The organism is Oceanobacillus phoenicis (genome assembly GCF_047238145.1).
GTDB lineage: Bacteria > Bacillota > Bacilli > Bacillales > Amphibacillaceae > Oceanobacillus.
The window spans coordinates 3,544,863-3,568,626 of sequence record NZ_JBDFME010000001.1 but is presented as its reverse complement, the minus strand read 5'-3'; the positions used below and the strand labels follow the sequence as shown (position 1 = coordinate 3,568,626).

Here is a 23,764-nt window from a genome sequence, read left to right as displayed (position 1 = left end):
TATTATTTTATCGTTTTTCTGGTGTGGAGTGGATGAATGTTGAATGAGAAAGCAATTAGACAAAGTAAAATTATTTATTGGTCCTCGGGAATTGTGTCCATCTGTGGAATTATTTTCGAGGTTTTATTTGGTGCGTTAGGCTCGTACATTTTAGGCGATGGTGTTAAGCAATATACATTAACCATTTCATTATTCTTAACTGGTATGGGAATAGGTGCTAGTTTAAGTGAGAAGTTTATGCGGAATTTAATCATTAAGTTTGTCTGGATTGAATTTTGTGTAGCACTCATTGGTGGTTTTTCTAGTTTTATTATGTTTGGTATTACCGCCTTTGCGCCAGCCGGAACTGATGCTTTTTACTTATATTCGATCACGTTAATTGTCGGTGCCTTAACAGGTGTTGAATTACCAATCTTAATTCGTAAAGCAAATGAAATTGGTGTGACATTAAATAAAAGTACCGCACGTGTATTATTTTCTGATTATGCTGGAGGACTAATTGGCGGCGTACTATTTGTCTTTTTATTCCGACCATATTTCGGTATGGTAAAAACAGCATTTCTTGTTGGGTTGATTAATTTAACCGTTGCATTAATCGTCTTATGGTTATTCCGAAAAGAGATTCGGCATTTTATCGTACATGCTGTAATTGGTGTGGGTATTGGTGTGTTATTAATTATAGGGTTGTTCTTCGGTGAAGAAATGGCGTTTAATTTTGAGCAAAAACTATACCAAGATCCAATTATTCATATGGAAGAGAGTAGTTATCAAAAAATCACAGTTACACAGGATGAAGGAGATATCCGGCTTTATTTAGATGGATCTTTGCAATTTAGCTCTGTCGATGAGCATCGCTATCATGAAGTGCTCGTCCATCCGGCCATGGCAAATGTAGATAGTCCAGAGAATGTTCTTATCCTTGGTGGTGGAGATGGGATTGCAGCTAAGGAAGTTTTAAAGTATGAAGATGTGAAACAGGTTACGCTCGTTGACTTAGACCCTGCAGTTGTAGAATTAGCAAATACGAATCGACATTTACTAGAGATTAATGAAGGAGCATTAATGGATGACAATGTAAACGTGAAAAACATGGACGCCTTTCAATTTCTAGAAGATACTTCGGAATGGTATGATGTTATTCTTGTTGATTTGCCTGATCCAAACAATGAAAGTCTAAATAAGTTGTATACGAAGGAATTTTATTCTTTGGTACGCAATCACTTAAAACCTGAGGGAACGATCATGGTTCAAGCAACAAGTCCAGTCTTCGCTAGAGAAGTATATTGGACGATTTCAGAGACGATTAGTTCAACTGATTTGAATACGGAGAATTTGCATGTAGATGTACCAAGTTTTGGAAACTGGGGATTTGTCATGGCGAGTCGTGAGGAGATTGATTTAGATACAATGGAAATACCCGTTTCTACAAGTTTCCTAACTGATGATATGATGCCAGCACTAACTGCGTTTGGCAAGGATGAAGATCGAGAGATACCGAACTTTGAATTAAAAGCAAATACACTAATTGATCCACACTTGATTCAAATATATGAAAAGGCATGGGAGAATTATTAAAATATAGTAGACCCCGGAAAACAACTCAAGTTAGTTGTTTTCTAGGGGCTTTTTAAATTTAGTAAGAATCAATTTCATACTTGCCAAATTTCATTAAAAGACGGATGATTGGCTTTGATTGCAATGGAAGACGGCGACTCCTGCAGGAATTGCACGAGCTGAAAATTCACTAGGAAAAGTGGTTTTCTTTTCCTAATTAGTTGAAGCTGTGCCTGATAAAAAGCGGCCGACTGCAATGGAAATCAAACAGCACAACATTCGGATTTTAAACTAGATACCTTAATTATGAAATTGATTCAGTATAGAAAAAAGTAAAATTATGTAATAAGAAAAAGAATTAGATTTTATGCTCGTGATCAACCTTATTTGTTGAATTTGATAAATCTAAATATTATATTTACTCCATATATATTAAAAAATTTTAACAATAGGTTTATAATGGAGATATAAGGGGTTAATGTTTTATTTCAGTTTTAAAATTTTGGGGGATAAGGAAGGATAAAATGAGTAACAAACATACGCAAGCAGACGTTATCTTAATCGGTGCTGGAATTATGAGTGCTACATTAGGATTTCTTCTGAAAGAACTATCACCAGACTTAGAAATTAGAGTATTTGAGAAGCTCGAAAATCCTGGAGAAGAAAGCTCCAATGAATGGAATAATGCTGGGACAGGGCATTCAGCATTATGTGAGCTTAACTATACTTCCGAAAGAACAGATGGATCTATTGATATCAATAAAGCGGTGAAAATCAATGAACAATTTCAACTTTCGAGACAATTTTGGTCTTATCTTGTAAATCGTAAATTGATACGTAATCCTGAAGAATTTATCAGAGCGTTACCACATATAAGTTTAGTACAAGGTGAGGGTAATGTAACTTTCCTTAGAAAGCGCTTCAAAGCATTGGCGGATCATCCATTATTTAAGGGGATGGAGTTCGCTGAAGATACAGAAACGTTAAAAGAGTGGATGCCACTGATTATGAATGATCGAGATACAAATGAACCTATTGCAGCGACAAAAATTGACTCTGGTACAGATGTTAATTTTGGTGCTTTAACACGTCTTTTGTTTCAAGAGTTAGATCATAAAAGTATTGATGTTAATTACAATCATAGTGTAGAAGATATTAAACGAAATAGTGAAGGATTATGGGAAGTAAAAGTTCATGATATGAACGATGAAAAGATTGAATACCATACTGCTAAATTCGTCTTCATCGGTGCTGGTGGTGGAAGTTTGCCATTACTTCAAAAAACAGGAATCAAAGAATCAAAACACATTGGTGGCTTCCCTGTTAGTGGATTATTTATGGTATGTAATAATCCGGAAGTAATCGAGCAGCACCATGCGAAGGTCTATGGAAAAGCAAAAGTGGGTGCACCACCGATGTCTGTTCCGCATCTCGATACGCGGTTTATTGACGGAAAAAAATCATTGCTATTTGGACCTTTTGCCGGTTTTTCACCAAAGTTTTTAAAAACAGGTTCATTATTTGATTTAATACATTCTGTGAAATCGGATAATCTGTTTACCATGCTTTCTGCTGGTATGAAGGAATTACCATTAACAAAATATCTTATTCAACAGGTAGTCTTATCCAATGAAAAACGTATGGAAGAATTACGTGAATTCATTCCTAATGCACAAAGTAAAGATTGGGATGTTGTTATTGCGGGCCAGCGTGTCCAGGTAATTAAGGATACAGAGGATGGTGGCAAAGGTACACTGCAATTTGGAACAGAAGTTGTTTGCGGTGAGGATGGGACTGTGGCAGCTTTACTAGGTGCTTCCCCAGGGGCATCTACTGCAGTACATGTGATGCTAGAAGTAATAAAAAAATGTTTTCCTGAACATTTGCAAGAGTGGGAACCAAAGATTAAAGAGATGATACCTTCCTACGGCATAAAACTATCTGAGAATCCAGAGATGTATAAAGAGATTGAGGCATCTATAGAACATGCACTAGGTTTAAAAATCGAAGAACCTATGGTTATACCTTCATAATAAAACACAAAAAAGATCTGTGATATACTATCGCAGATCTTTTTCTGTGTTATCAGAAAGTAGGCTGATAGTCGTACCTACCTTTACATCTTTATTTCAGTTCATTAACGACGTTAGAAGAAGTAGTCCCTATGCGTAGATTATAGTGGAAAATGATAAGAAATATAAAAAACACATAGGGGGTTATCATCATGAAATTTCTAAAAATACTTACACTGTTAACTATCACATTAGGTGTAGTACTATTTTCCAATGAAGCGCATGCAAGCAGTAAGTATACGGTGCAATCGGGAGATGTTCTATCTGAAATCTCGAAGGAACATAATGTAAGTGTGGCAACATTAATAGAATTTAATACATCCATAACAGATCCAGATATTATTTTTGCAGGTCAATCAATTACGATTCCAGATGCGAAAGGAGAAAAATTCAATGTAACTGCTTATACAGCAGGGTATGAATCTACTGGAAAAGAACCTGGTGATCCAGCATATGGTATTACCGCATCCGGTACAGAAGTGAAAGAGGGACAAACGATTGCTTGTCCAGAATCAATGTCATTTGGAACTAAAGTATATATCCCATATTTCGATAATACATTTACTTGTGAAGATAGAGGAAGTGCCGTAACTGAAGGAGACCTAGATATATATATGTCAGATGTGGATGAAGCAATAGAATTTGGTGTAAAAGAATTACAAGTCCAATATTAGGTTAAATTCTATTTCATAGATTAATATAATATTATTTTACTAGCTAGTTAACATCCAAACCTTTCAACTTTTGTTGGAAGGTTTTTTACGTAAGGAATCTTAGTCTTATGCCAATGGTAATATTTTCACTTTAAATCGATTTATAATTACGTATAATGTACCCTTTTTAATGAATTAACATATGTAGAGAAAAATACTTGCTATAATGTAGAGATATATCGATAAAGGGAGAATTTTGTAATAAAAGTCAATGACAATTAGATAGAGGAGGAAAAGTATGGCTTCATATAAACATAAAAAAGTCATTACCATTGGGATTGTGAATGAATTAACTGGTCTTTCTGTACGTCAAATTCGTTATTATGAAGAGCGCGGATTAATATACCCAGATAGGTCGAAAAATGGTACAAGAAAATACTCCTTCTCTGATATTGAGACACTGATGAATATTGCCGAGCAGCGAGAAGAAGGTGTACAAACAAGAGAGATAAAACATAATATGCTGAAAAAGAAAAACAAGCAAAAGGTTAAGGAAGAGATGCTTCGTGGTCAGATTAACGCACATTTTCATCAACGATAAAATGAGGTAATAAACTTTCGATCGTTAAAATTTTTTGTTTTTTAAAATTATTGTTAGAAAATCTAACAAAGTAATTGCAGTATGATAGGAACTCCTCTTTAATGTATAAGTATAAATTAAAATAATTGAATCTTTGGATAATACTAAATTACTAGTTTATTTTCTCTAAATATTAATATCTAGGTACAAAAAAGGAGGAGTTCAGATAGTGGAAGCCACTATGATTTTTGCAAATAGTCCTATAGTATGGTTATTCGCTTTATTAGTTATTAGTGTGGTCGCTTTTCAAGGAATAAAATTTATCCTATTAGCGTTAAAGACGAGTCCTAGTGTAGGAATGACGAAAGAGGAGGCTAAGAGTGCACTGAAAGTTGGGGCGATAAATGCAATTGGTCCTTCATTAGGTATTATTATTGTTGCAATATCATTAATTGCTTTATTAGGAGAGCCGCTTACCTTAATGCGTATCGGTATAATTGGCTCCGCAGGGATTGAGGCTACTGGAGCACAGCTTGCAACTTCATCTGCCGGTGTTGAGCTAGGGACATCAGCCTTTACTAACGAGGTATTTACATTAGTAGTGTGGGTATTATGCTTAGGTGGTATCGGCTGGCTATTAGTTGTTACATTATTTACTAAGTCACTAGGAAAAATGCAAACAAAAATTGTTAATAAGAATAAAAATAAGGAATTCCCAATTATGATTATCCTATCGACAGCTGCTATGTTAGGCATTTTTAGTAACTTTGTAATGGATGAAATGGTAAAAGGAGTGACGAGTACGGCGGTTATTTTTGGATCAGCTATAGCGATGGTTTTTGTCTCTTTAATTGCTAGCAAAATCAAAAAACTGAAATGGCTAAATGAATACTCCTTAGGAATATCAATTATTGTTGGTCTGTCTGTCAGTTATATGATGTTGTAATTTTGATAAAAAAGGAGATGAGTAGAGAATGGAAGTTAGTAGAAGAGTCATAGAAACGGAAGAGGAGCAGTCAGCCAAAAAAGCATTGAGTATGTCACTATTTCATCAACGATCTCATTTTTGGGGAAGGGTAACCATTTGGACTGTAATCTTTTTAACCATCAGTTTACCTTTTACTTTATCATTTTATCTTGGTTATCATCCTGGATGGCAAGCAATTTTAACTGGATTTTTAGCATATGCATCTGTTATCGGAGTGATTTGGTTTGTCGAACCAATTTCATATTATCCAACCCTTGGAGTATCGGGAACATATATGGCATTTCTTACTGGTAACATCGCAAATATGTGCTTGCCATCAGCAGCTGCTGCACAGAATGCGATAGGAACAGATCCTGGTTCTAAGAAAGGAGAAATTGCGGCTGCATTGGCAATTGGCGCTGCTTCCATTGTAAATCTATTATTTTTAATCATGATTATTTTAGGAGGATCCTATGTTCTGTCGATTATTCCCGAATCTGTGAAATCAGTGTTTCCCTATATTGTTCCTTCTATTTTTGGTGGGATATTTGCACAATTCGCATTGAAAAAACCACTATATGGAGGAATAGCAATTTCGATTGCTTTACTGCTATACCTTCTCTCTATACCAACATTAATTAAAGGTTTGCTATGCATCATCTGTACGGTTTCAATTGTACTTGTAATTGAGAAAAAGAAATTAAATAATAAAGTAGCATAATTTAGGAGGGTGTTTCATGAGTAAAAAAGATATTTTAGATTGGATAAATAAAAATGAGGGAATATTTACGAACATTGCAAAAAATATCTGGGAGAATCCACAATTAGCTTATGATGAGGACTATGCTAGTCAGCTACAAATCGATACTTTCGAAAAAGAAGGTTTCCATATTCAACCTAATATTGGTGGAATTCCTACGGCGTTTGTAGCAGAATACGGAAATGGCTCACCAATTATTGGTATACTTGGTGAATTCGATGCGTTACCAGGATTATCACAAACGGTATCACCGACTAGAGAAGAAATTATAGCTGATGGACCAGGACATGGATGTGGTCATCATCTATTAGGAACAGCTGGTGTTGAAGCAGTAATTGCATTAAAGGAGTATATGAAAAAAGAAAATATTAAAGGAACCATCCGTTATTATGGTTGTCCAGCGGAGGAGGTACTGTCAGGTAAAACATATATGGCAAGAGAGGGTGTATTCGATGATTTAGATTGTTGTTTGACTTGGCATCCAGGTACATCCAATTTTACAGTGAATCAAAGTATGCAAGCGATGGTTTCCATTGAATTTGAATTTACAGGGATAACAGCACATGCTGCTGCAGCACCGCATGCCGGGAGAAGTGCTCTTGATGCAGTAGAGTTAATGAATGTCGGTACAAATTATATGCGAGAACATGTTTTAGATGGGTCACGAATTCATTATGTCATAACAAATGGTGGACTAGCTCCAAATGTTGTGCCTGATCAAGCAAAGGTATGGTACTATTTACGAGCTGCTACGAAAGAACAAGTGAATGATATGTTAAAAAGAGTGAAAAAGATTGCTGATGGAGCAGTGTTAATGACGGAGACAGAAGTGGAATCAACCATCTTAGCATTTGCTTACGAAACACTTCCAAATGAAACATTAAATGACTTAATGTATGAAAATATGATGCAATCGGAGATATCATTTACGAAAGAAGAAGAATCGTTTGCATCACATTTATTAGAAAGTATTAATCCAGAGATTGTAGAGATGTCAAAAAAACAATTACGTAATCAATCAGATGATTTACTTCCGACGCATATGACGAATAATAAGCAATTACTAGGTTCTTCAGTCGGAGGGTCAACGGATGTTGGTGATGTAAGTTGGATTACACCTACTGGAATGGTGATGACTACTTGTGCTCCTGTTGGGGTGCAGGCACATACCTGGCAAGCCACTTCGGCTTATGGTTCTTCCATTGGCTATAAAGGAATGCATTTAGCAGCGAAAACGATGGCATTAACTTTATACGATCTTTTTTCAAATGAAGAACTTGTTGCAAAGGCGAAGGAAGAATTTAAACAAAGTACAATAGGCAAGCCCTATACAGCTGGAATACCTGATAATGTAAACCCTCCTGTGAAAAAGAAGGTGGATCCTGTTCTTACGTCCATGAAGTAAATCGTATATAGTACCTAAAGCATTCTCATTTTAGTGAGGGTGCTTTTAAAATCTTTAGATGGCTAAAGAATTATTTTATCGAATTTTTACAAAAAATGTAGGAATTTAGATGCAAACAAAAATAGCATGGAAAAATTTATTGAATTTTTCCATGCTATTTTTAGTTAGTGGGCAAAAACGCTACTATATCAATACTTCCTTTGCATATTTGTTTTTCATGTCGTTGTAACAATCCAAATTATTTATGTTTATATGGGAATAACTGTAATTTTAAAAAATGAACAATTATAGACTGCTATATCAACTGTTAACTAGTAGTAATTAGGATAACAAATTACATGTTTGCTAAATGATATAGGCTTTTTTACCTTGTTGACGGATAGTTTCATGTATTCTAAAGTATTTAATATATGATAATGATAATCATTATCATTTAAATTACCAATTGATACTAGGTGAGATTCGTCTTTATTTTTTTATACCACATTGAGAATGATTATCAATTGAAGGAGGTATGGTGAATTGACCGTAAAGAACGTTGCTATTGTTACAGGTGCAGCACAAGGAATGGGATACGAAGTATTTCATGCATTGGCAGCGAGAGGTTATGTAACGATAGGGATTGATATCCAAAAAGAAAAATTACAAAAAGTAAAAGAAATAGTTGAGCAAGATAATGTAGCAGTTGAAATATTTGGTGCCGATGTTTCCGATAGCACAAGAGTCAATGAAATTATTGATCAAGTATATAAAACCTATGGAAGTATAGATGTATTAGTTAATGCAGCTGGAGTACTTTCACAAGGTGAAGTGACAACACTTTCTGATGAGGACTGGGAGCGAACATTTGCTGTAAATACAACGGGTGTTTTTCATATTTCGAGAGCTGTTTGTAACCGAATGAAAGAAAATCAGCAAGGTGCAGTAGTAACCATTAGTTCCAATGCTGCATCTGTTCCACGAACATCAATGTCTGCTTACTGCGCCTCAAAAGCTGCATCTTTAATGTTTACCAAGTGTTTGGGCTTGGAAATGGCAAGTTATGGTATCAGATGTAACATCGTATCACCTGGTGCAACGGACACAGAAATGCAGAGAGCATTTTGGAACGAAGAAGCAGATATAGAAAAAGGAATAAAAGGTATTCCAGAACAATATCGAGTAGGTATTCCATTGCAAAAAATAGCCAATACATCAGATATTACTGAGGCAGTATTATTCCTTTTATCGGAAAATGCTCGTCATATAACGATGAATAATATTGTTGTTGATGGTGGTGCTACGTTAGGTGCTCAATAGATGCTAATAAAGGGAGATGGATTACATGACTGTAGAAACGTTAAATGAAGAGCAACAATTAATTAGTCAATATAATTCAAATGATTATTTATTATCTTTTCCTAGTAGATGTATTTTAGGTAAAGGAAAAGCAGTGGAACTTATGGAGGAAGAACAACGAGGATTATCATTTCGTAAAAGAATCGAATCCCTTTTACATAAAGGAACATTGAATGGGATGGAAAATCCAATTGTTATTGGTGCTTTACCATTTCATCAACAAGATAAGGGGACATTAGTTATACCAGAAGAAATTCAGCAATCAGAAGTTCACCAGAATGTAGATAATTCATTATCATCAGATACTGTCTCATCAACACATATACAATCGATTCCTTCCGGTAAAGAATATGCAAAGGCAGTGAAGAAGATTACGAAAGAAATTAGAAAAGGGAAACTCGAAAAAGCGGTTCTTGGCAGGGTTTTACAAATAGATGTAGACAAACAGCCAAATATTTCACAACTGGTTCAAAACTTAATTACACATAATCATGATAAGTATAATTTTGCTTTAAATACATCCGAAGAAGACAAAGAAAAAACATTAATCGGTGCTAGTCCAGAATTACTTATTTCCAAAAAAGGGAGCATCGTTGTTTCCAATCCTTTGGCTGGTTCGCGTCCAAGACAGAAAGATCCAGAAAAAGATGTTTTAATGGCGGAGGAATTACGCCATTCTGAAAAAGATTTGCATGAACATAAGCTAGTCGTTCAGTCTGTAGCGAATGCACTACGCCCATTTTGCAAGGAGTTACACGTACCGGAAGAACCATCTGTCATTCATACAGAGACAATGTGGCATCTTTCAACAGAAATTATCGGTCATTTAGAAGATCCGTTTACACAATCAATTGAAATAGCTGAAAATTTGCATCCAACACCAGCGATATGTGGAACTCCAAATGATATTGCATTGGAGAACATCGAGCAGCTAGAACCATTTAACCGAGATTATTTTACTGGGCTAATTGGCTGGAGCGATAAAAACGGAGATGGCGAATGGGCGATTACGATTCGTTGTGCGGAGATTGAAGAAAATTTGATTCGTATGTTTGCAGGTGCGGGGATTGTACAAGATTCAGTCCCTGAAGAAGAAAAAAATGAAACAGCTGCAAAGTTACAAACCATGCTACGTGTATTTGGTATTGATTTTTACGAAGAGGAAGGGAATGAATCATGTTAGAAGGATATAAGTCATGGCCAGAGAGTCTTAAAAAGTATTATCAAGAAACTGGTTGCTGGAACGGAGAGACTTTTGGAGGAATATTAGCGGAACAAGCTAGAGATAGAAATGACAGTATTGCGATTACAGATGGTGAAAAATCTATTACTTATCAACAGTTAGATGAAAGAGTAAATAAACTATCTGTGGGTTTTATGAATTTAGGTATAAAGAAAGAAGATAGAGTAGTTATTCAACTACCCAATACAATAGAATTTTTTGAGGTTTGTTTCGCCTTATTCCGTATAGGTGCATTACCTATTTTTTCATTACCGTTACATCGAAAAATGGAGATAAGCTATTTCTGTGAATTTACAGAAGCTAAAGCGTATATCATTCCAGATGTATACGATAAATTTGATTACAGAAATCTGGCAGATGAAATAAAAAATATTGTACCTACACTTGAACATATTATAGTCGCGGGTGATACAGATCATTTTAAGCGTCTTGATGATTTATATATGGATGAAGAACCTTCATTACCAGATATTACTGGAAGTGATTTAGCTTTCTTCCAATTATCAGGTGGAAGTACAGGTTTACCTAAATTAATTCCGCGTACACATGACGAGTATATTTATAGTCTTCGGAAAAGTGTGGAAATATGTCAAATCAGTCCAGACACGAATTTCTTAGCAGTCCTACCTGTTGCACATAATTTCACAATGAGTTCACCAGGGGTTTTTGGTGTCATATGTGCAGGAGGAAAAATTATTCTTAGCAAATATCCTAGCCCAGATGTAGCTTTCCCTTTAATAGAAAAGGAAAAAGTTGATTTTACTTCGCTTGTTCCACCATTAGCAATTGTATGGTTGCAGGCGCAGAAAAGGACGAAAGCAGATTTAAGTACGTTGGAAGTTATTCAAGTTGGTGGAGCGAAATGCAGTGCCGAAATAGCCAAGCAAATTGGACCGGCCTTTAATTGTAAGTTACAACAAGTATTTGGCATGGCAGAAGGTTTAGTGAATTATACGAGATTAGATGATGACGACGAAGTAGTTATTCATACACAAGGTAAACCGATGTCTGAGTATGATGAAATTCGTATCGTAGATGAAGAAGATAATGAACTTCCTGTTGGACAAACTGGACAACTTCAAGCAAGGGGACCATATACCATCATTGGTTATTTTAATGTAGAAGAACATAATGCAAAAGCTTTTACATCCGATGGTTTTTATCGTACTGGAGATTTAGTCAAACTGACAGAGGAAGGGTATCTTATCGTTGAAGGAAGGGATAAGGACCAAATTAACCGAGGTGGCGAAAAAATTGCTGCAGAAGAGGTAGAAAATTATATTCTATCGCATTCAGGAATACATGATGTAGCAATTGTAAGTATGCCAGATAAATTTCTTGGAGAAAGGTCCTGTGCATTTGTTATAAAAAAAGATGATCAAATATTAGGAAAAGAAATAAAAGATTTCCTACAACAAAAAGGAATAGCTAATTTTAAAATTCCAGATCGTATAGAGTTCGTGGATCGTTTTCCATATACAGCACTAGGTAAGGTAAGTAAGAAAAACTTAAGAGTAATGATAAAAGAAAAACTAACAGAGAAAAGTTACTAAGGAGAGATTAATAATGTCAATACCGTCGATTGCAAGTTATACATTACCCACAGAAAATGAATTACCAAAAAGTAAAGTAGATTGGAAAGCAGAAGCAAATCGTTCCGTATTATTGATTCATGATATGCAACAATACTTTTTAGATTTTTATGGTCAAGATTCTCCTTTAATTCAACAATTGATAAAAAATATATCAACTATTAAAGAGACATGTACAAAACTTGGCATCCCAACAGTTTATACTGCACAACCTGGGGATCAAAATCAAGAAGATCGAGCGTTACTTACAGATTTTTGGGGACCAGGACTAGATGATGATATAGAGCAGACAAAAATTACCGATCAGTTGGCGCCTACTGAAGATGACATTGTGCAGACGAAGTGGAGATATAGTGCATTTAAGAAATCGCAACTACTTGACTGGATGCAGGAAAATGGTAAAGATCAACTAATTATTTGTGGAGTTTATGCGAATATTGGGTGCATTGTTACAGCGGTAGAGGCATTTATGAGTGATATCCAGCCATTTATTGTCGCAGATGCTATGGCAGATTTTTCGAAGGAGCAACATGAAGAAGCATTAATCTTTGGAGCAGGACGTTGTGCAAGACCTTTAATGATGAAGCAATTAATAGAGGATATTTCATCTGATCAACCAATTACCGTTCAATCGATTAAAGCACAAGTAGCAGAAATGTTAGAAATTTCACCAGATCAATTGAATGATACAGATGACTTAATTGAAAGTGGACTGGATTCTATTCGAATTATGATGCTTGCAGAAAATTGGAGTTCTGAAGGGATAGATATAAGTTTTATAGAATTGATTGAATCTCCTAAGTTGGAATCGTGGTATCAAAAATTAGTTCCAGAATACGAAACCATTCAGGTAAAGTAAGGGGATGTTTTAGGTGATTGAAACAATGAAGAATTATCCAATATCTGATGCTCAAGCTGGGATTTGGTTTGCGCATCAATTGGATACGGCAAGTGCTAGTTATAATATGGGAGAATATGTTGAAATCGAAAATTCAATGAATGTAGCACTTTTCATCGAATCAATTAAACAAGTAGTAAAAGAAACAGATAGTTTGCATATGAAGTATGGTGAGGATGCAAACGGACCATGGCAACAGTTACAAGAACCTAATCATATTGAAGTGCAATATATTGATATTAGTCAAATGCGTTCGGCTAAAGAGGAAGCAATTCATCTTATGGAATCAGATCTTCATCGTAGAGTAGATTTAGGACGAGATGATGTTTATAAACAAATTGTATTTAAGATAGATTCCATGCAGTATCTGTGGTATCAGCGCATCCATCACATTGCGATGGATGCATATGGATTTTCATTACTTACAAATCGTGTGGCTCGTTTATATAGTAGTAAAGTAGACCAAAAACAACATAAGCAAGCGCCATGGAATCCATTTTATACAGTATTAGAAGAAGAGGATACCTATAAAGAATCTGCTCAGTATATAGAGGATAGCAACTATTGGATAAATCGTTATCAAGACTTACCTGAACCGGAAACACTGACAAATAAATATCAAAGTGAAAATAGTACGGTTAAAGTCTCTCGAATATTAAAAAATGCCCATTTAACGAGACTTAAAGAAAAAGCGAAACATATGAAAGTTAGTTGGCCGGATCTTATTATTGCGGTAAAGGCAATCTATATGTATCGAATGAAAGGTAATCGAGATATTATTTTAGGGATTCCAATGATGAATCGATTAAAATCAGCATCCATTCATATCCCTTGTACAAGGATGAATGTCCTGCCACTTCATATTTCTATTCATCCAACGTCATCTTTTCAAGATATTGTGGAACAGGTTTCCGTGAAGATGAGAGAGAATAGTCAGCATCAAAGCTACCGTCAAGAACAACTCCAACGAGATCTAGGTAAAGTAGGTACGGATTCAAATCTCTTTGGACCACAGGTGAATGTTATGCCATTTTCGTATAATCCTGTCTTTGCAGGTACGAAAGCAATAACATATAAATTAGCGACTGGACCGGTGGAAGATATATCGTGGAATATTTATGAACAAGGAAATGAAGATGGAATTACGCTAGATTTAGAAGGGAATGCAGGAAAATATACGAAGCAGGAATTAGAACGCCATGCTGAACGATTATTATATCTGATTCATTCTTGTACAGAAATGGATGTACAGTCATCGATGAGTAGTATTTCTGCTCTACTTCATGAAGAAAAAGAGCAAATAGTTGATAAGTGGAATAGTAATTCAAACCAATTTCCGATTACTGATCCAGTAAGCCTTTTCCGTCAGCAAGTACAGAAGACACCGGAAGCAATAGCAATACAGCACGATGAAGCGGTATTAACATATCGTGAATTAGATGAAAAATCCAATCAGCTTGCTAAAGTACTAATCGAAAAGGGTGTGGAAAAGGAAAGGTTTGTGGCGATTAGTCTAGAAAGAACAGATAATTTACCAATTAGTATACTCGCTATATGGAAAGCAGGTGCCGCTTATCTTCCACTTGATCCAACATACCCAGAAGAGCGTCTGGAATATATGTTGGAGAATGCACATCCTGTCATGATCCTGACTGACGAAGCATCGTGTCAAAGTATACCAGGTTCGTTTGTACCGATCCTATTTAATCTGGATGACGGTCTTTTTCAAGAGGAAGTAAATAACCAATCTACATCTTCTTTAAATCTTTTTGCTGAGCAATCATTAAAACACGCAGTTTATATGATTTATACATCAGGATCAACTGGGAAACCAAAAGGAGTTGTTGTTCCAGCTGAAGGTCTTGTTCATTTTCTACAATATATGAACAATGTGTTTTCCCTATCCCTGAGAGATAGATTATTAGCTTTAACTACCATGTCATTTGATATCTCTATCTTGGAATTGTTCTTGCCATTAGTTAGTGGGGCGACTTGTGTATTAACGAAACGAGAGATCGTGCAAGATCCTATCTTACTTAATCAAACGATAAACAATCAGAAAATTACAGTAATACAAGCTACGCCAACACATTGGCAAATGATTTTAGCGCATCAACACACTTCGTTAAGAGGTATAAAGGCGTTGGTAGGAGGAGAAGCATTACCTACCTATGTAGCAGAAGAAATGATAAAAACATGTCAATCCGTTACCAATCTATATGGTCCTACGGAAACGACCATTTGGTCTACTGTATATGAATTGAACAAGGATGAACCAAGGGGATTGATAGGGACACCGATTGATGATACAGCAGTATACGTTCTAGATCATGACCTACAACCGGTACCTCCAAAAGTAGACGGGGAGTTATATATTGCTGGAGCTGGGGTTACAAGAGGATATGATGGGCGACCTTCTTTAACTGCAGAGCGATATGTAGCTAATCCATTTGGCAAGTCTGGGAGTAGAATGTACCGTACAGGAGATATTGTACGATGGACAAGCGAGGGCAAACTTGAATATATAAAACGTGCAGATGATCAGGTTAAGTTGAGAGGCCACCGAATTGAATTAGGAGAAATTGAAAAAGTGATTTCATCATCTTCTCCAAATATGAATGCAAAAGTCATCGTCCGTGAAGATACACCAGGTAATCAGCAACTCGTTGCCTATGTAGTTGGTGCCGATGAAATAAACAAGCAAGAGATAATCCGTCATGCGAAGAATACATTACCTGTTTATATGGTTCCTGATTCAATTGTTTGCTTAGAAGAATTCCCTTTAACACTTAATGGCAAGCTGGATAAGAAGAAGTTGCCACAACCAGAATATTATCAGGTTGAAGTGGAACAACAATTAAATGAAGATGAGGAGGCGCTACATGATATTTTTTCAGATTTATTAAATCTACCAGTTATTTCTATTGAAGATTCTTTTTTTGATTTAGGTGGACACTCTTTATTAGCATCTCATTTAATTGCGCAAATTAGAAATAAATGGAATAAGGAAATATCTTTTTCAACGATATTTACCTATCCAACGATTAAAGAGTTAGCGGAATTAATAAAAGGTATTTCAGAGACTTCTACAGAAATTGTTGCCGTTGAAAATAGGACAAACGCATTGTTATCTTATGAACAACATCGATTATGGTTTATTGATCAAATGGAAGGACCGAGTGCGACATATAACATCCCATTGGAAATAAAATTAGATGGAAAGTTGAATAAGCATGCTTTGCAAGAGGCGTTAAACTATGTAGTGAAGCGACATGAATCATTAAGGACTGTCTTTTCCATGGATGGGGAAACGCCTGTTCAAAATATAATACCAGAGGATAGGTCATGTATTCGTCTAGATATAGTACAGACAAATCAAGAAGATTTAGCAAGTGCTGTAGAGGAAGCGAAGCAATTTCATTTTGATATTACAGAAGAGCCTCCAGTAAAGGCATTCCTTTATGAAATAGAGGAAGAAAAGCATGTGTTATTACTATTATTCCATCGTATTATTGCAGATGGATGGTCGTTAATACCACTCACGAAAGACTTATCAAAAGCCTATAAAAATAATCTGGATCAGAATGATGTTATAGATGAACCTTTAGCAATTCAGTATCAAGATTATGTAGCTTGGCAACAAGAGCAGATGGAAAAATCATCTACGGAGGAACAGTTGAATTATTGGAAGCAACAATTAGACGAATTACCAGTAGAAACGCCACTGCCATATGATGTACAACGACCAAAAACTCGACACAATGAAGGAAAGCATTATCCTTTTACCATTGATCATCTATTACAATCAGCAATAACGAACTATGCTAAAGAAAACAATGTAACTACATTTATGGTCTTACAAGCTTCTCTAGCTTCTATTTTGTCGAGGTTAGGATCCGGAGTCGATATTCCGATAGGTACTCCGATTGTTGGTAGAAATAATCAGCAATTAGATGATGTAATTGGATTCTTTGTAAATACATTAGTACTGCGGACAGATGTATCAAATAATCCTACATTTCATGAATTAGTGAGTCGAGTAAAAGATACCAATGTGGAAGCTTATGATCGTCAAGATATTCCATTCGATAAAGTAGTGGAAGTTGTTAATCCGGAGCGTTCAGCATCAACACATCCACTCTTTCAAATGATGTTAATCCTTCAGAATGCACCGAATCCTGTGGTAGATATTCCACAAGTAGACACCGATGTGAAGGTGAGTGGAACAGGAACAGCGAAGTTTGATTTAACATTTGAATTATGGGAGCAACCGAATGAAGATGGTACATTGAACGGTATTATTGAATATCGAACCGATTTATTTAAAGACAATCAGATTGAACGGATATGTCATCAATGGCTAACATTTTTAAAACATGCATTGGAAACTCCAGAAAAGACAATAGGAAATATTCCTTTTATCTCGAATGAAGAAAGACAATTTGTTTTAGATTATAAAAAGCGAGCTAATAAAGAATTATCCAACACATCAATTGTTCAAATGTTCGAATCGCAAGTGGACAAGTATCCAAACAATATTGCCGTTTCGTTTGAAGGTGAACAGATCACTTATCAGCAATTAAACGAGCAAGCTAACCAAATGGCTAGATATTTAATGGATCAAGGAGCTGGATCAGAAAAACTAATATCAATTATGTTACCAAGGTCTCTTTCCATGATGGTAAGTATTCTAGCTGTCTTAAAAACCGGGAGTGCTTATGTACCTGTAGATCCTGATTACCCTGACGAAAGAATAAGTTATATATTAACAGATGCGAATCCGTCTATTGTGATAACGAATGGAAAAAGTAAACAAGCAACAGAGACTTTTTTCAACCTAAGCATAATTGATTTGGATGTATTAACAAGTAGTACGTTACAAGCGTATTCTAATCAAAATATCAATCAATCGATTTCAGCCATGAATGCGGCTTATATAATTTATACATCTGGTTCAACAGGAAAGCCAAAGGGTGTGGTAATACCTCATCATAATGTCATTCGCTTATTAAAAGAGACGGATAAATGGTATCACTTTGATTCTAATGATGTGTGGACGATGTTCCACTCGTATTCGTTTGATTTTTCTGTTTGGGAAATCTGGGGAGCACTACTTTATGGTGGGAAACTAGTAATTGTGCCATACAATGTAAGTAGAATGCCACTGGAATTTCTTGAACTTCTTGTACAAGAAAAAGTAACCGTATTAAATCAGACTCCTTCTGCATTTTATCAGCTAATGTATGCAGAACAGGAAAGAATGGACTTATCTGAAAAATTGTCACTAAGATATGTTGTATTTGGTGGGGAACAGTTAGAATTAGCGAGGTTAAAAGAATGGTTTACACTGCATGATAATTCGAAGACAAAGCTGATTAATATGTATGGAATTACAGAGACGACAGTACATGTTAGTTACCTTGAATTAAATGAAGAAATTATTGAACAACAAGGTAATAGTTTAATTGGGACAAACATTCCAGATCTAGAAATATACATTTTAGACGACTTTTTACAACCAGTACCAATTGGTGTCACAGGTGAGATGTACGTAGCTGGAGGAGGATTGGCTAGAGGATACCTCAATCAAAGTTCTTTAACCGCATCTCGATTTGTAGCTAATCCCTTTGGAGAGGCAGGAAGTAGAATGTATAAAACAGGTGATTTAGCAAAATGGCTGGACGACGGAACCATTGACTATATTGGGCGCTCTGATCATCAAGTGAAAATCAGAGGTTATCGAATTGAATTAGGTGAGGTAAATGCACATATTATGTCCCATGAATCTATCAAAGAAGCAGCTACGACAGTACTTAATCAACATGGAGATAATCAACTTGTATCTTATATCGTAGCAGATAAAGAAGTAAGAGACGCTGACTTAAAAGCTTATATCGCTTCTTTCTTACCTGGGTATATGATTCCATCGACATTTGTTCACATAGATAGAATTCCATTAACGGCACATGGAAAGTTAGATACGAAGAATCTACCATTACCTGATTACACTGTAAATGTAAAAGGAGAAGGTCCACGCACGCCTAGTGAGGAGCTACTATGTGAATTATTTAAAGAAATCCTTCATTTAGATGAAGTAGGTATTCATGATAGTTTCTTTGATTTAGGAGGACATTCTTTATTAGCAGTTACGTTAATGAATAGAATAAGAGAATTGTTTGGAAAAGAGCTAGGAATTGGAGTCTTATTTGAAGCACCTACAGTTGCCGAATTAGTAAATGTTATGGATGGAGATAATGCAACATCAAGTTCATTAAACATGTTGCTCCCATTACGAAAAAGCGGTTCAGAGCTGCCACTATTTTGTGTACACCCGGCAGGTGGATTGAGCTGGTGCTATGCGGGTTTAATGAGTACACTTGGACCAGAATTTCCGATATATGGATTACAAGCAAAAGGAATTGCTGAAGATGAGGAAAAACCTGAATCATTAGTAGAAATGGCGCAAGACTATATTGCAGAAATGAAAAGTGTACAACCAGAAGGACCATACCGAGTATTAGGTTGGTCACTCGGTGGAAATGTTGCTCATGCAATCACAGTTGAATTGCAAAAACTCGGTGATGAGGTAGAGTTAGTGTTCATTATGGATTCCTATCCAAGTAATTTTATTCCGCTTTCTGGTAAAGAAGGGGAACAAGATGCCTTGATTGCCTTACTTACTTTAGGTGGATATGATCCTGAACAACTAATGCATAAAGAAATTTCAATTGAAAATGTAGTTGAACTTCTTAATCACCATGGTAGTGCTTTGGCTAGTTTAGATAAACAAACGATTATTAATTTGAAAGAGACATATAGAAATTCGATTAAGATTATGTCAGAATATAAGCCAAAAAAATTAGATGGTAATATGATTTTCTTTAAATCAACGATTGTACCAGATTGGTTTACAGATGCAGACCCTAGTAAATGGAGACCCTTCATATCTGGAGAAATGATAGAGTATGAAATTCATTGTCGACATAAAGATATGTGTCAACCCGAACCGCTTGCGGAAATTGGATCGATCGTAGAACAAGAATTACAAAAAAAGAAAAAATAATAGAAAGGATGCGTATAATGACAAATCCATTTGAAAATAAAGATGGAAATTACTATGTACTTATAAATGACGAGGGCCAGTATTCACTTTGGCCCGACTTCATCCAAATTCCAGAAGGTTGGAATATTGCATACGGTCCAGAAGGATTAACAAATTGTCAAAACTATATCGAAGCATATTGGGAAGATTTACTCCCAACTAGCTTGAAAAAGAAAAAGCTGAGTATTTCTTAAATGATTGGTTCTCCATTTTTACATTCAAGAAAAGTAGTTTGTTTCATCTATATACTAGCAATGTTTATGGCTTCGTTAGATGGGACGATTGTATATGTAGCATTACCAACGATTGGAGAGGATTTAGGCGTTTCCTCAGCAGATTTAAGTGGAGTGACGGTTTGGTACCTTGTCGGTGTGGCTGCGATCCTGCCTATAGCTGGATGGCTTGGAGATCGATTTGGTAGTAAGAAGGTATTTTTAACTGCATTGTCTCTATTTACGATTGCATCTATCATTTGTGGCCTTGTACAAACAGTTGGTCTATTAAATATAGCAAGATTTATACAAGGTTTAGGCGGAGGCATGCTCGCTCCTATCGGCATGGCGATGATATTCCGGACATTCTCTGTAGAAGAACGTCCTAAAGTATCTCGTTCACTTGTATTACCGATAGCAATTGCTCCAGCATTAGGACCTGTAGTAGGGGGACTAATTTTAGAAATTCTTTCTTGGCAATGGATTTTCTTTATCAATGTGCCAATTGGAGTTATCGCAATTGTAATTGGTATGTTCTATCTTACAGAACATCACGAGGAAAGTGTAGGGAGAATGGATTGGAAAGGATTTGTTCTCATTGTTGTTGGCTTCCCATTATTAATGTTTTCTTTAACACAAGGGTCGTCAAGAGGATGGACTTCGATTGAAATACTTAGTTCGGCGATTTGTGGATTTCTATTAGTCAGTGTATTTATATTGCATGCAATAAATAAAGAAAAACCGATCATGGATGTAAAACTATTATCTGAGTCTACATTTCGTAAGGTAAGTATCCTTTCATTCTTTGCGGTCGGCGGATTACAAAGCTTACTATTTATATTTCCAATTATGTACCAGCAGGCAGTGGGTGCTACAGCACTGGAAAGTGGTATTGTTGTATTTATCGAAGCCATCGGATTAATGTTAGCTTCAAGAATAATGCCGATATCGTTAAAAAAACTCGGCGTGTACCGAGTCATTCTGTTTGGATTTCTAGGAGCTTGTATTAGCTTTATACTAATGAGCATTGTTGGACCTTTTGCTAATCCTTGGGTGTTACGGATTCTGTTATTTACAATTGGTTTAACACTAGGTCATTCAGTAATTGCTATGCAATATACGACATTTACAAATATAACTTCTGAAAATATGAGTAAAGCGACGACGTTATTTAATGTTCAAAATCGATTAGGAGCAGCGATTGGTATATCGATGATTGCTAGTCTACTATTTATGTTACAAGATGGAGCGGAAAGCATCATGGACCCTATTCCGTACCAGATTTCTATTTTTATAGCTGCATTATTTTTAGCCACTTCATTTATACTAACGTTTAAAAATCGTCATATTATTAAGCGTAGTGACAAACGAACAAGTCGTGACTCAATTAAAGGAGAAAAAGCAGGCTAATGAATATCTATGTTTGTAAAATTCCATCCTATCAAAATTGGCGTGAAGTGCTTTACTACAGCCGTTATATTTCACAACAAAGGCAAGATAGGATACAGCGATATAAAAAAGTGGGGGACGCTTATCGTTCTCTCACAAGTGAACTTTTGCTTAGAAAGATACTATTAGATCATTTTCAGCTTGATGATGTAGCTATTTCTATCAATAAGCAAGGAAAACCATACTTACCCTATCATTCGGATATACATTTTAATCTTTCTCACTCGGGAGAATGGTGTGTATGTACAGTAGGAGAAAAGCAAGTTGGTATTGATATTGAGTATATTGGCGTGATACCTGAAAATATGATTTTTACTATCATTTCAGATGAAGAGCTGGAATCTGAGGATGATTTGCAACATCTTTTTTATGAAAAATGGACGGTATTGGAAAGTTACTTAAAAATGATAGGGACAGGTTTATATCTCCCGCTAGATTCCGTAGAAATGAGTGCTGAAGGTGATCAAACGTACAATGTAAAACATTGTGAAGGGGCGTACCCGGAAGGAACAACTAAATGTGTTACGTTCAAAGAAAATTACAAATTATCGGTTTGTACACATGGGTTAGATGACAATTTGCAAACATGTATCTATCAATATGAATTTGACTGGCTAGTAACCTAAAACAGAACGAAGTCGTATGTCACATAGTTATATATCCAAAATGTAGTTCCTGAAATCCGCTGCAGAAATATACTTCGCTTTCCGTGGACGGCTGGTGAGCCCCCGGTTGCTCCGCATTCCGGGGTCTCACCCATGCCTTCTCCCCACCGGAGTCTCCGTATATTTCTTCCGCTTATTCTAGCTATTTATTATTAGTATTTTGACAAAACTTTTTGTTATGTCTTATTTTCCTTTGATATAAATGTATCATGGATATAAGTGCGACTATGCCTCATAAACAACATTCGGCAGTCTTCTTTTCACCTCAGGTATAAGTGCGACTATGCCTCATAAATAACATTCGGCAGTCTTCTTTTCACCTCAGGTATAAGTGCGACTATGCCTCATAAACAACATTCGGCAGTCTTCTTTTCACCTCAGTTATAAGTGCGACTATGCCTCATAAACAACATTCGGCAGTCTTCTTTTCACCTCAGGTATAAGTGCGACTATGCCTCATAAATAACATTCGGCAGTCTTCTTTTCACCTCAGGTATAAGTGCGACTATGCCTCATAAATAACATTCGGCAGTCTTCTTTATCGTGGGGCGATTTCGAATAGTCTTTTAGTTTCTGGTAGAGCTAGACGTGACTGTTCACTTATTTCGTTCTTCACAGAACACAAATTATTAAATTTCCTATGAAGGAACAAAGAAAGGATTTTCATTGTGAACAATATCCATCAAGTTAAGGCTTATTTTGGAGATACTGATGCTGCTGGGATAGTTTTTTATCCTAATTTTTATAAATGGATGGATCAAGCTACTACAGAGTTGGTTGGAAAAAACATTTTACCAACTCCCGTCCTTTTTAAAGAAAAGCATATACTACTTCCCTTGATTGAAACATTTTGTAAGTATTATTCTCCGATATATTTTGAAGATGTGGTGGATATTTACTCAGAAATAACAAAAATAACTGATCGGACAATACGAGTGGAACATGTTTTTAAACGTGAAGGAGAAATAGTTGCTAAAGGTTATGAAGTAAAAGCTTGGACGAAGAAAAAGGAAGATGGTATTAAGAGTGAATCTATACCAGATAAGATTAAACAACTGATAAAATAAGTCGTTTCAGAAATATACTGCACTTAACCAATGAATAAGGAACGCTGGAGCCTCGGTTTGTTAGACACAATCCGAGGTTTTGCATGGTTCTAAATCTAGCAACATTCTACTATTTCTTAGATTTATCCAACAGTCTTCTACTAAACGAGTGTTTATTCTTTAATGAGAATGAAGTGAACTCATTTTATATTGTGATTAGTTTGTAAT

General features: G+C 35.8%; 16 protein-coding genes. All 16 read left to right on the top strand.

Translation table 11 applies throughout. The features are described from left to right. The first annotated feature begins 36 nt into the window (after nucleotides 1–36). The 16 genes from ABC346_RS17915 to ABC346_RS17840 all read left to right on the top strand — a co-directional run bounded on the left by ABC346_RS17915 (nucleotide 37) and on the right by ABC346_RS17840 (nucleotide 23,557). A complete protein-coding gene (locus ABC346_RS17915) occupies nucleotides 37–1,575 on the top strand; it encodes a polyamine aminopropyltransferase (RefSeq protein ID WP_413236153.1) in 1,539 nt (512 codons plus the stop codon). Nucleotides 1,576–2,078: 503 nt separating this feature from the next. Next, a complete protein-coding gene (mqo, locus tag ABC346_RS17910; protein ID WP_413236152.1) occupies nucleotides 2,079–3,587 on the top strand; it encodes a malate dehydrogenase (quinone) in 1,509 nt (502 codons plus the stop codon). Between the two features lie 191 nt (nucleotides 3,588–3,778). Next, nucleotides 3,779–4,300, top strand: a complete 522-nt coding sequence (locus tag ABC346_RS17905) for a LysM peptidoglycan-binding domain-containing protein (RefSeq protein WP_413236151.1) — start codon at nucleotides 3,779–3,781, stop codon at nucleotides 4,298–4,300. Between the two features lie 277 nt (nucleotides 4,301–4,577). Next, on the top strand, nucleotides 4,578–4,880 hold the full coding sequence (locus ABC346_RS17900) for a MerR family transcriptional regulator (protein ID WP_413236150.1): 303 nt from the start codon (nucleotides 4,578–4,580) through the stop codon (nucleotides 4,878–4,880). Nucleotides 4,881–5,088: 208 nt separating this feature from the next. Next, nucleotides 5,089–5,805 carry a DUF5058 family protein gene (locus ABC346_RS17895; protein WP_413236149.1) on the top strand — a complete coding sequence of 239 codons (717 nt, stop codon included), beginning with the start codon at nucleotides 5,089–5,091 and terminating at the stop codon, nucleotides 5,803–5,805. Nucleotides 5,806–5,833: 28 nt separating this feature from the next. Further along, nucleotides 5,834–6,547 (top strand): small-conductance mechanosensitive channel, encoded by a 714-nt coding sequence (locus ABC346_RS17890; RefSeq protein WP_413236148.1) that lies wholly within the window; start codon nucleotides 5,834–5,836, stop codon nucleotides 6,545–6,547. Nucleotides 6,548–6,563: 16 nt separating this feature from the next. Next, nucleotides 6,564–7,991 (top strand): amidohydrolase, encoded by a 1,428-nt coding sequence (locus ABC346_RS17885; RefSeq protein WP_413236147.1) that lies wholly within the window; start codon nucleotides 6,564–6,566, stop codon nucleotides 7,989–7,991. A 522-nt stretch (nucleotides 7,992–8,513) separates the two neighbouring features. Next, entirely contained in the window at nucleotides 8,514–9,290 is a 777-nt protein-coding gene (locus ABC346_RS17880) for a 2,3-dihydro-2,3-dihydroxybenzoate dehydrogenase (protein WP_413236146.1), read from the top strand. A 25-nt stretch (nucleotides 9,291–9,315) separates the two neighbouring features. Continuing rightward, a complete protein-coding gene (dhbC, locus tag ABC346_RS17875) occupies nucleotides 9,316–10,512 on the top strand; it encodes an isochorismate synthase DhbC (RefSeq protein WP_413236145.1) in 1,197 nt (398 codons plus the stop codon). Further along, entirely contained in the window at nucleotides 10,506–12,125 is a 1,620-nt protein-coding gene (locus ABC346_RS17870) for a (2,3-dihydroxybenzoyl)adenylate synthase (protein WP_413236144.1), read from the top strand. Before dhbC ends, ABC346_RS17870 begins: the two co-directional genes overlap by 7 nt. A 13-nt stretch (nucleotides 12,126–12,138) precedes the next feature. Continuing rightward, nucleotides 12,139–13,023 (top strand): isochorismatase, encoded by an 885-nt coding sequence (locus ABC346_RS17865; protein WP_413236143.1) that lies wholly within the window; start codon nucleotides 12,139–12,141, stop codon nucleotides 13,021–13,023. A gap of 13 nt (nucleotides 13,024–13,036) precedes the next feature. After that, the gene (locus ABC346_RS17860) at nucleotides 13,037–20,125 is read left to right on the top strand and encodes an amino acid adenylation domain-containing protein (RefSeq protein ID WP_413236142.1); all 7,089 of its coding nucleotides are present in this window, start codon (nucleotides 13,037–13,039) and stop codon (nucleotides 20,123–20,125) included. A 17-nt stretch (nucleotides 20,126–20,142) separates the two neighbouring features. Continuing rightward, nucleotides 20,143–20,358: an MbtH family protein gene (locus ABC346_RS17855; protein ID WP_413236141.1), complete on the top strand. Its 216-nt coding sequence runs from the start codon at nucleotides 20,143–20,145 to the stop codon at nucleotides 20,356–20,358. Beyond that, entirely contained in the window at nucleotides 20,359–21,786 is a 1,428-nt protein-coding gene (locus tag ABC346_RS17850) for a DHA2 family efflux MFS transporter permease subunit (RefSeq protein ID WP_413236140.1), read from the top strand. Beyond that, complete coding sequence (locus tag ABC346_RS17845) at nucleotides 21,786–22,451, top strand: 4'-phosphopantetheinyl transferase family protein (protein ID WP_413236139.1); 666 nt, start codon at nucleotides 21,786–21,788, stop codon at nucleotides 22,449–22,451. The genes ABC346_RS17850 and ABC346_RS17845 overlap by 1 nt, the downstream gene beginning before the upstream one ends. A 707-nt stretch (nucleotides 22,452–23,158) precedes the next feature. After that, nucleotides 23,159–23,557: an acyl-CoA thioesterase gene (locus tag ABC346_RS17840; protein WP_413236138.1), complete on the top strand. Its 399-nt coding sequence runs from the start codon at nucleotides 23,159–23,161 to the stop codon at nucleotides 23,555–23,557. Nucleotides 23,558–23,764: the final 207 nt, after the last annotated feature.

Bases quoted from the DNA above. Each gene is read 5' to 3' on its own strand.
- ABC346_RS17885 (WP_413236147.1), top strand. From the start codon at position 6,564: ATGAGTAAAAAAGATATTTTAGATTGGATAAATAAAAATGAGGGAATA.
- ABC346_RS17890 (WP_413236148.1), top strand. From the start codon at position 5,834: ATGGAAGTTAGTAGAAGAGTCATAGAAACGGAAGAGGAGCAGTCAGCC.
- ABC346_RS17915 (WP_413236153.1), top strand. From the start codon at position 37: ATGTTGAATGAGAAAGCAATTAGACAAAGTAAAATTATTTATTGGTCC.
- ABC346_RS17870 (WP_413236144.1), top strand. From the start codon at position 10,506: ATGTTAGAAGGATATAAGTCATGGCCAGAGAGTCTTAAAAAGTATTAT.
- ABC346_RS17900 (WP_413236150.1), top strand. From the start codon at position 4,578: ATGGCTTCATATAAACATAAAAAAGTCATTACCATTGGGATTGTGAAT.
- dhbC (WP_413236145.1), top strand. From the start codon at position 9,316: ATGACTGTAGAAACGTTAAATGAAGAGCAACAATTAATTAGTCAATAT.
- ABC346_RS17905 (WP_413236151.1), top strand. From the start codon at position 3,779: ATGAAATTTCTAAAAATACTTACACTGTTAACTATCACATTAGGTGTA.
- ABC346_RS17855 (WP_413236141.1), top strand. From the start codon at position 20,143: ATGACAAATCCATTTGAAAATAAAGATGGAAATTACTATGTACTTATA.
- ABC346_RS17850 (WP_413236140.1), top strand. From the start codon at position 20,359: ATGATTGGTTCTCCATTTTTACATTCAAGAAAAGTAGTTTGTTTCATC.
- mqo (WP_413236152.1), top strand. From the start codon at position 2,079: ATGAGTAACAAACATACGCAAGCAGACGTTATCTTAATCGGTGCTGGA.
- ABC346_RS17845 (WP_413236139.1), top strand. From the start codon at position 21,786: ATGAATATCTATGTTTGTAAAATTCCATCCTATCAAAATTGGCGTGAA.
- ABC346_RS17865 (WP_413236143.1), top strand. From the start codon at position 12,139: ATGTCAATACCGTCGATTGCAAGTTATACATTACCCACAGAAAATGAA.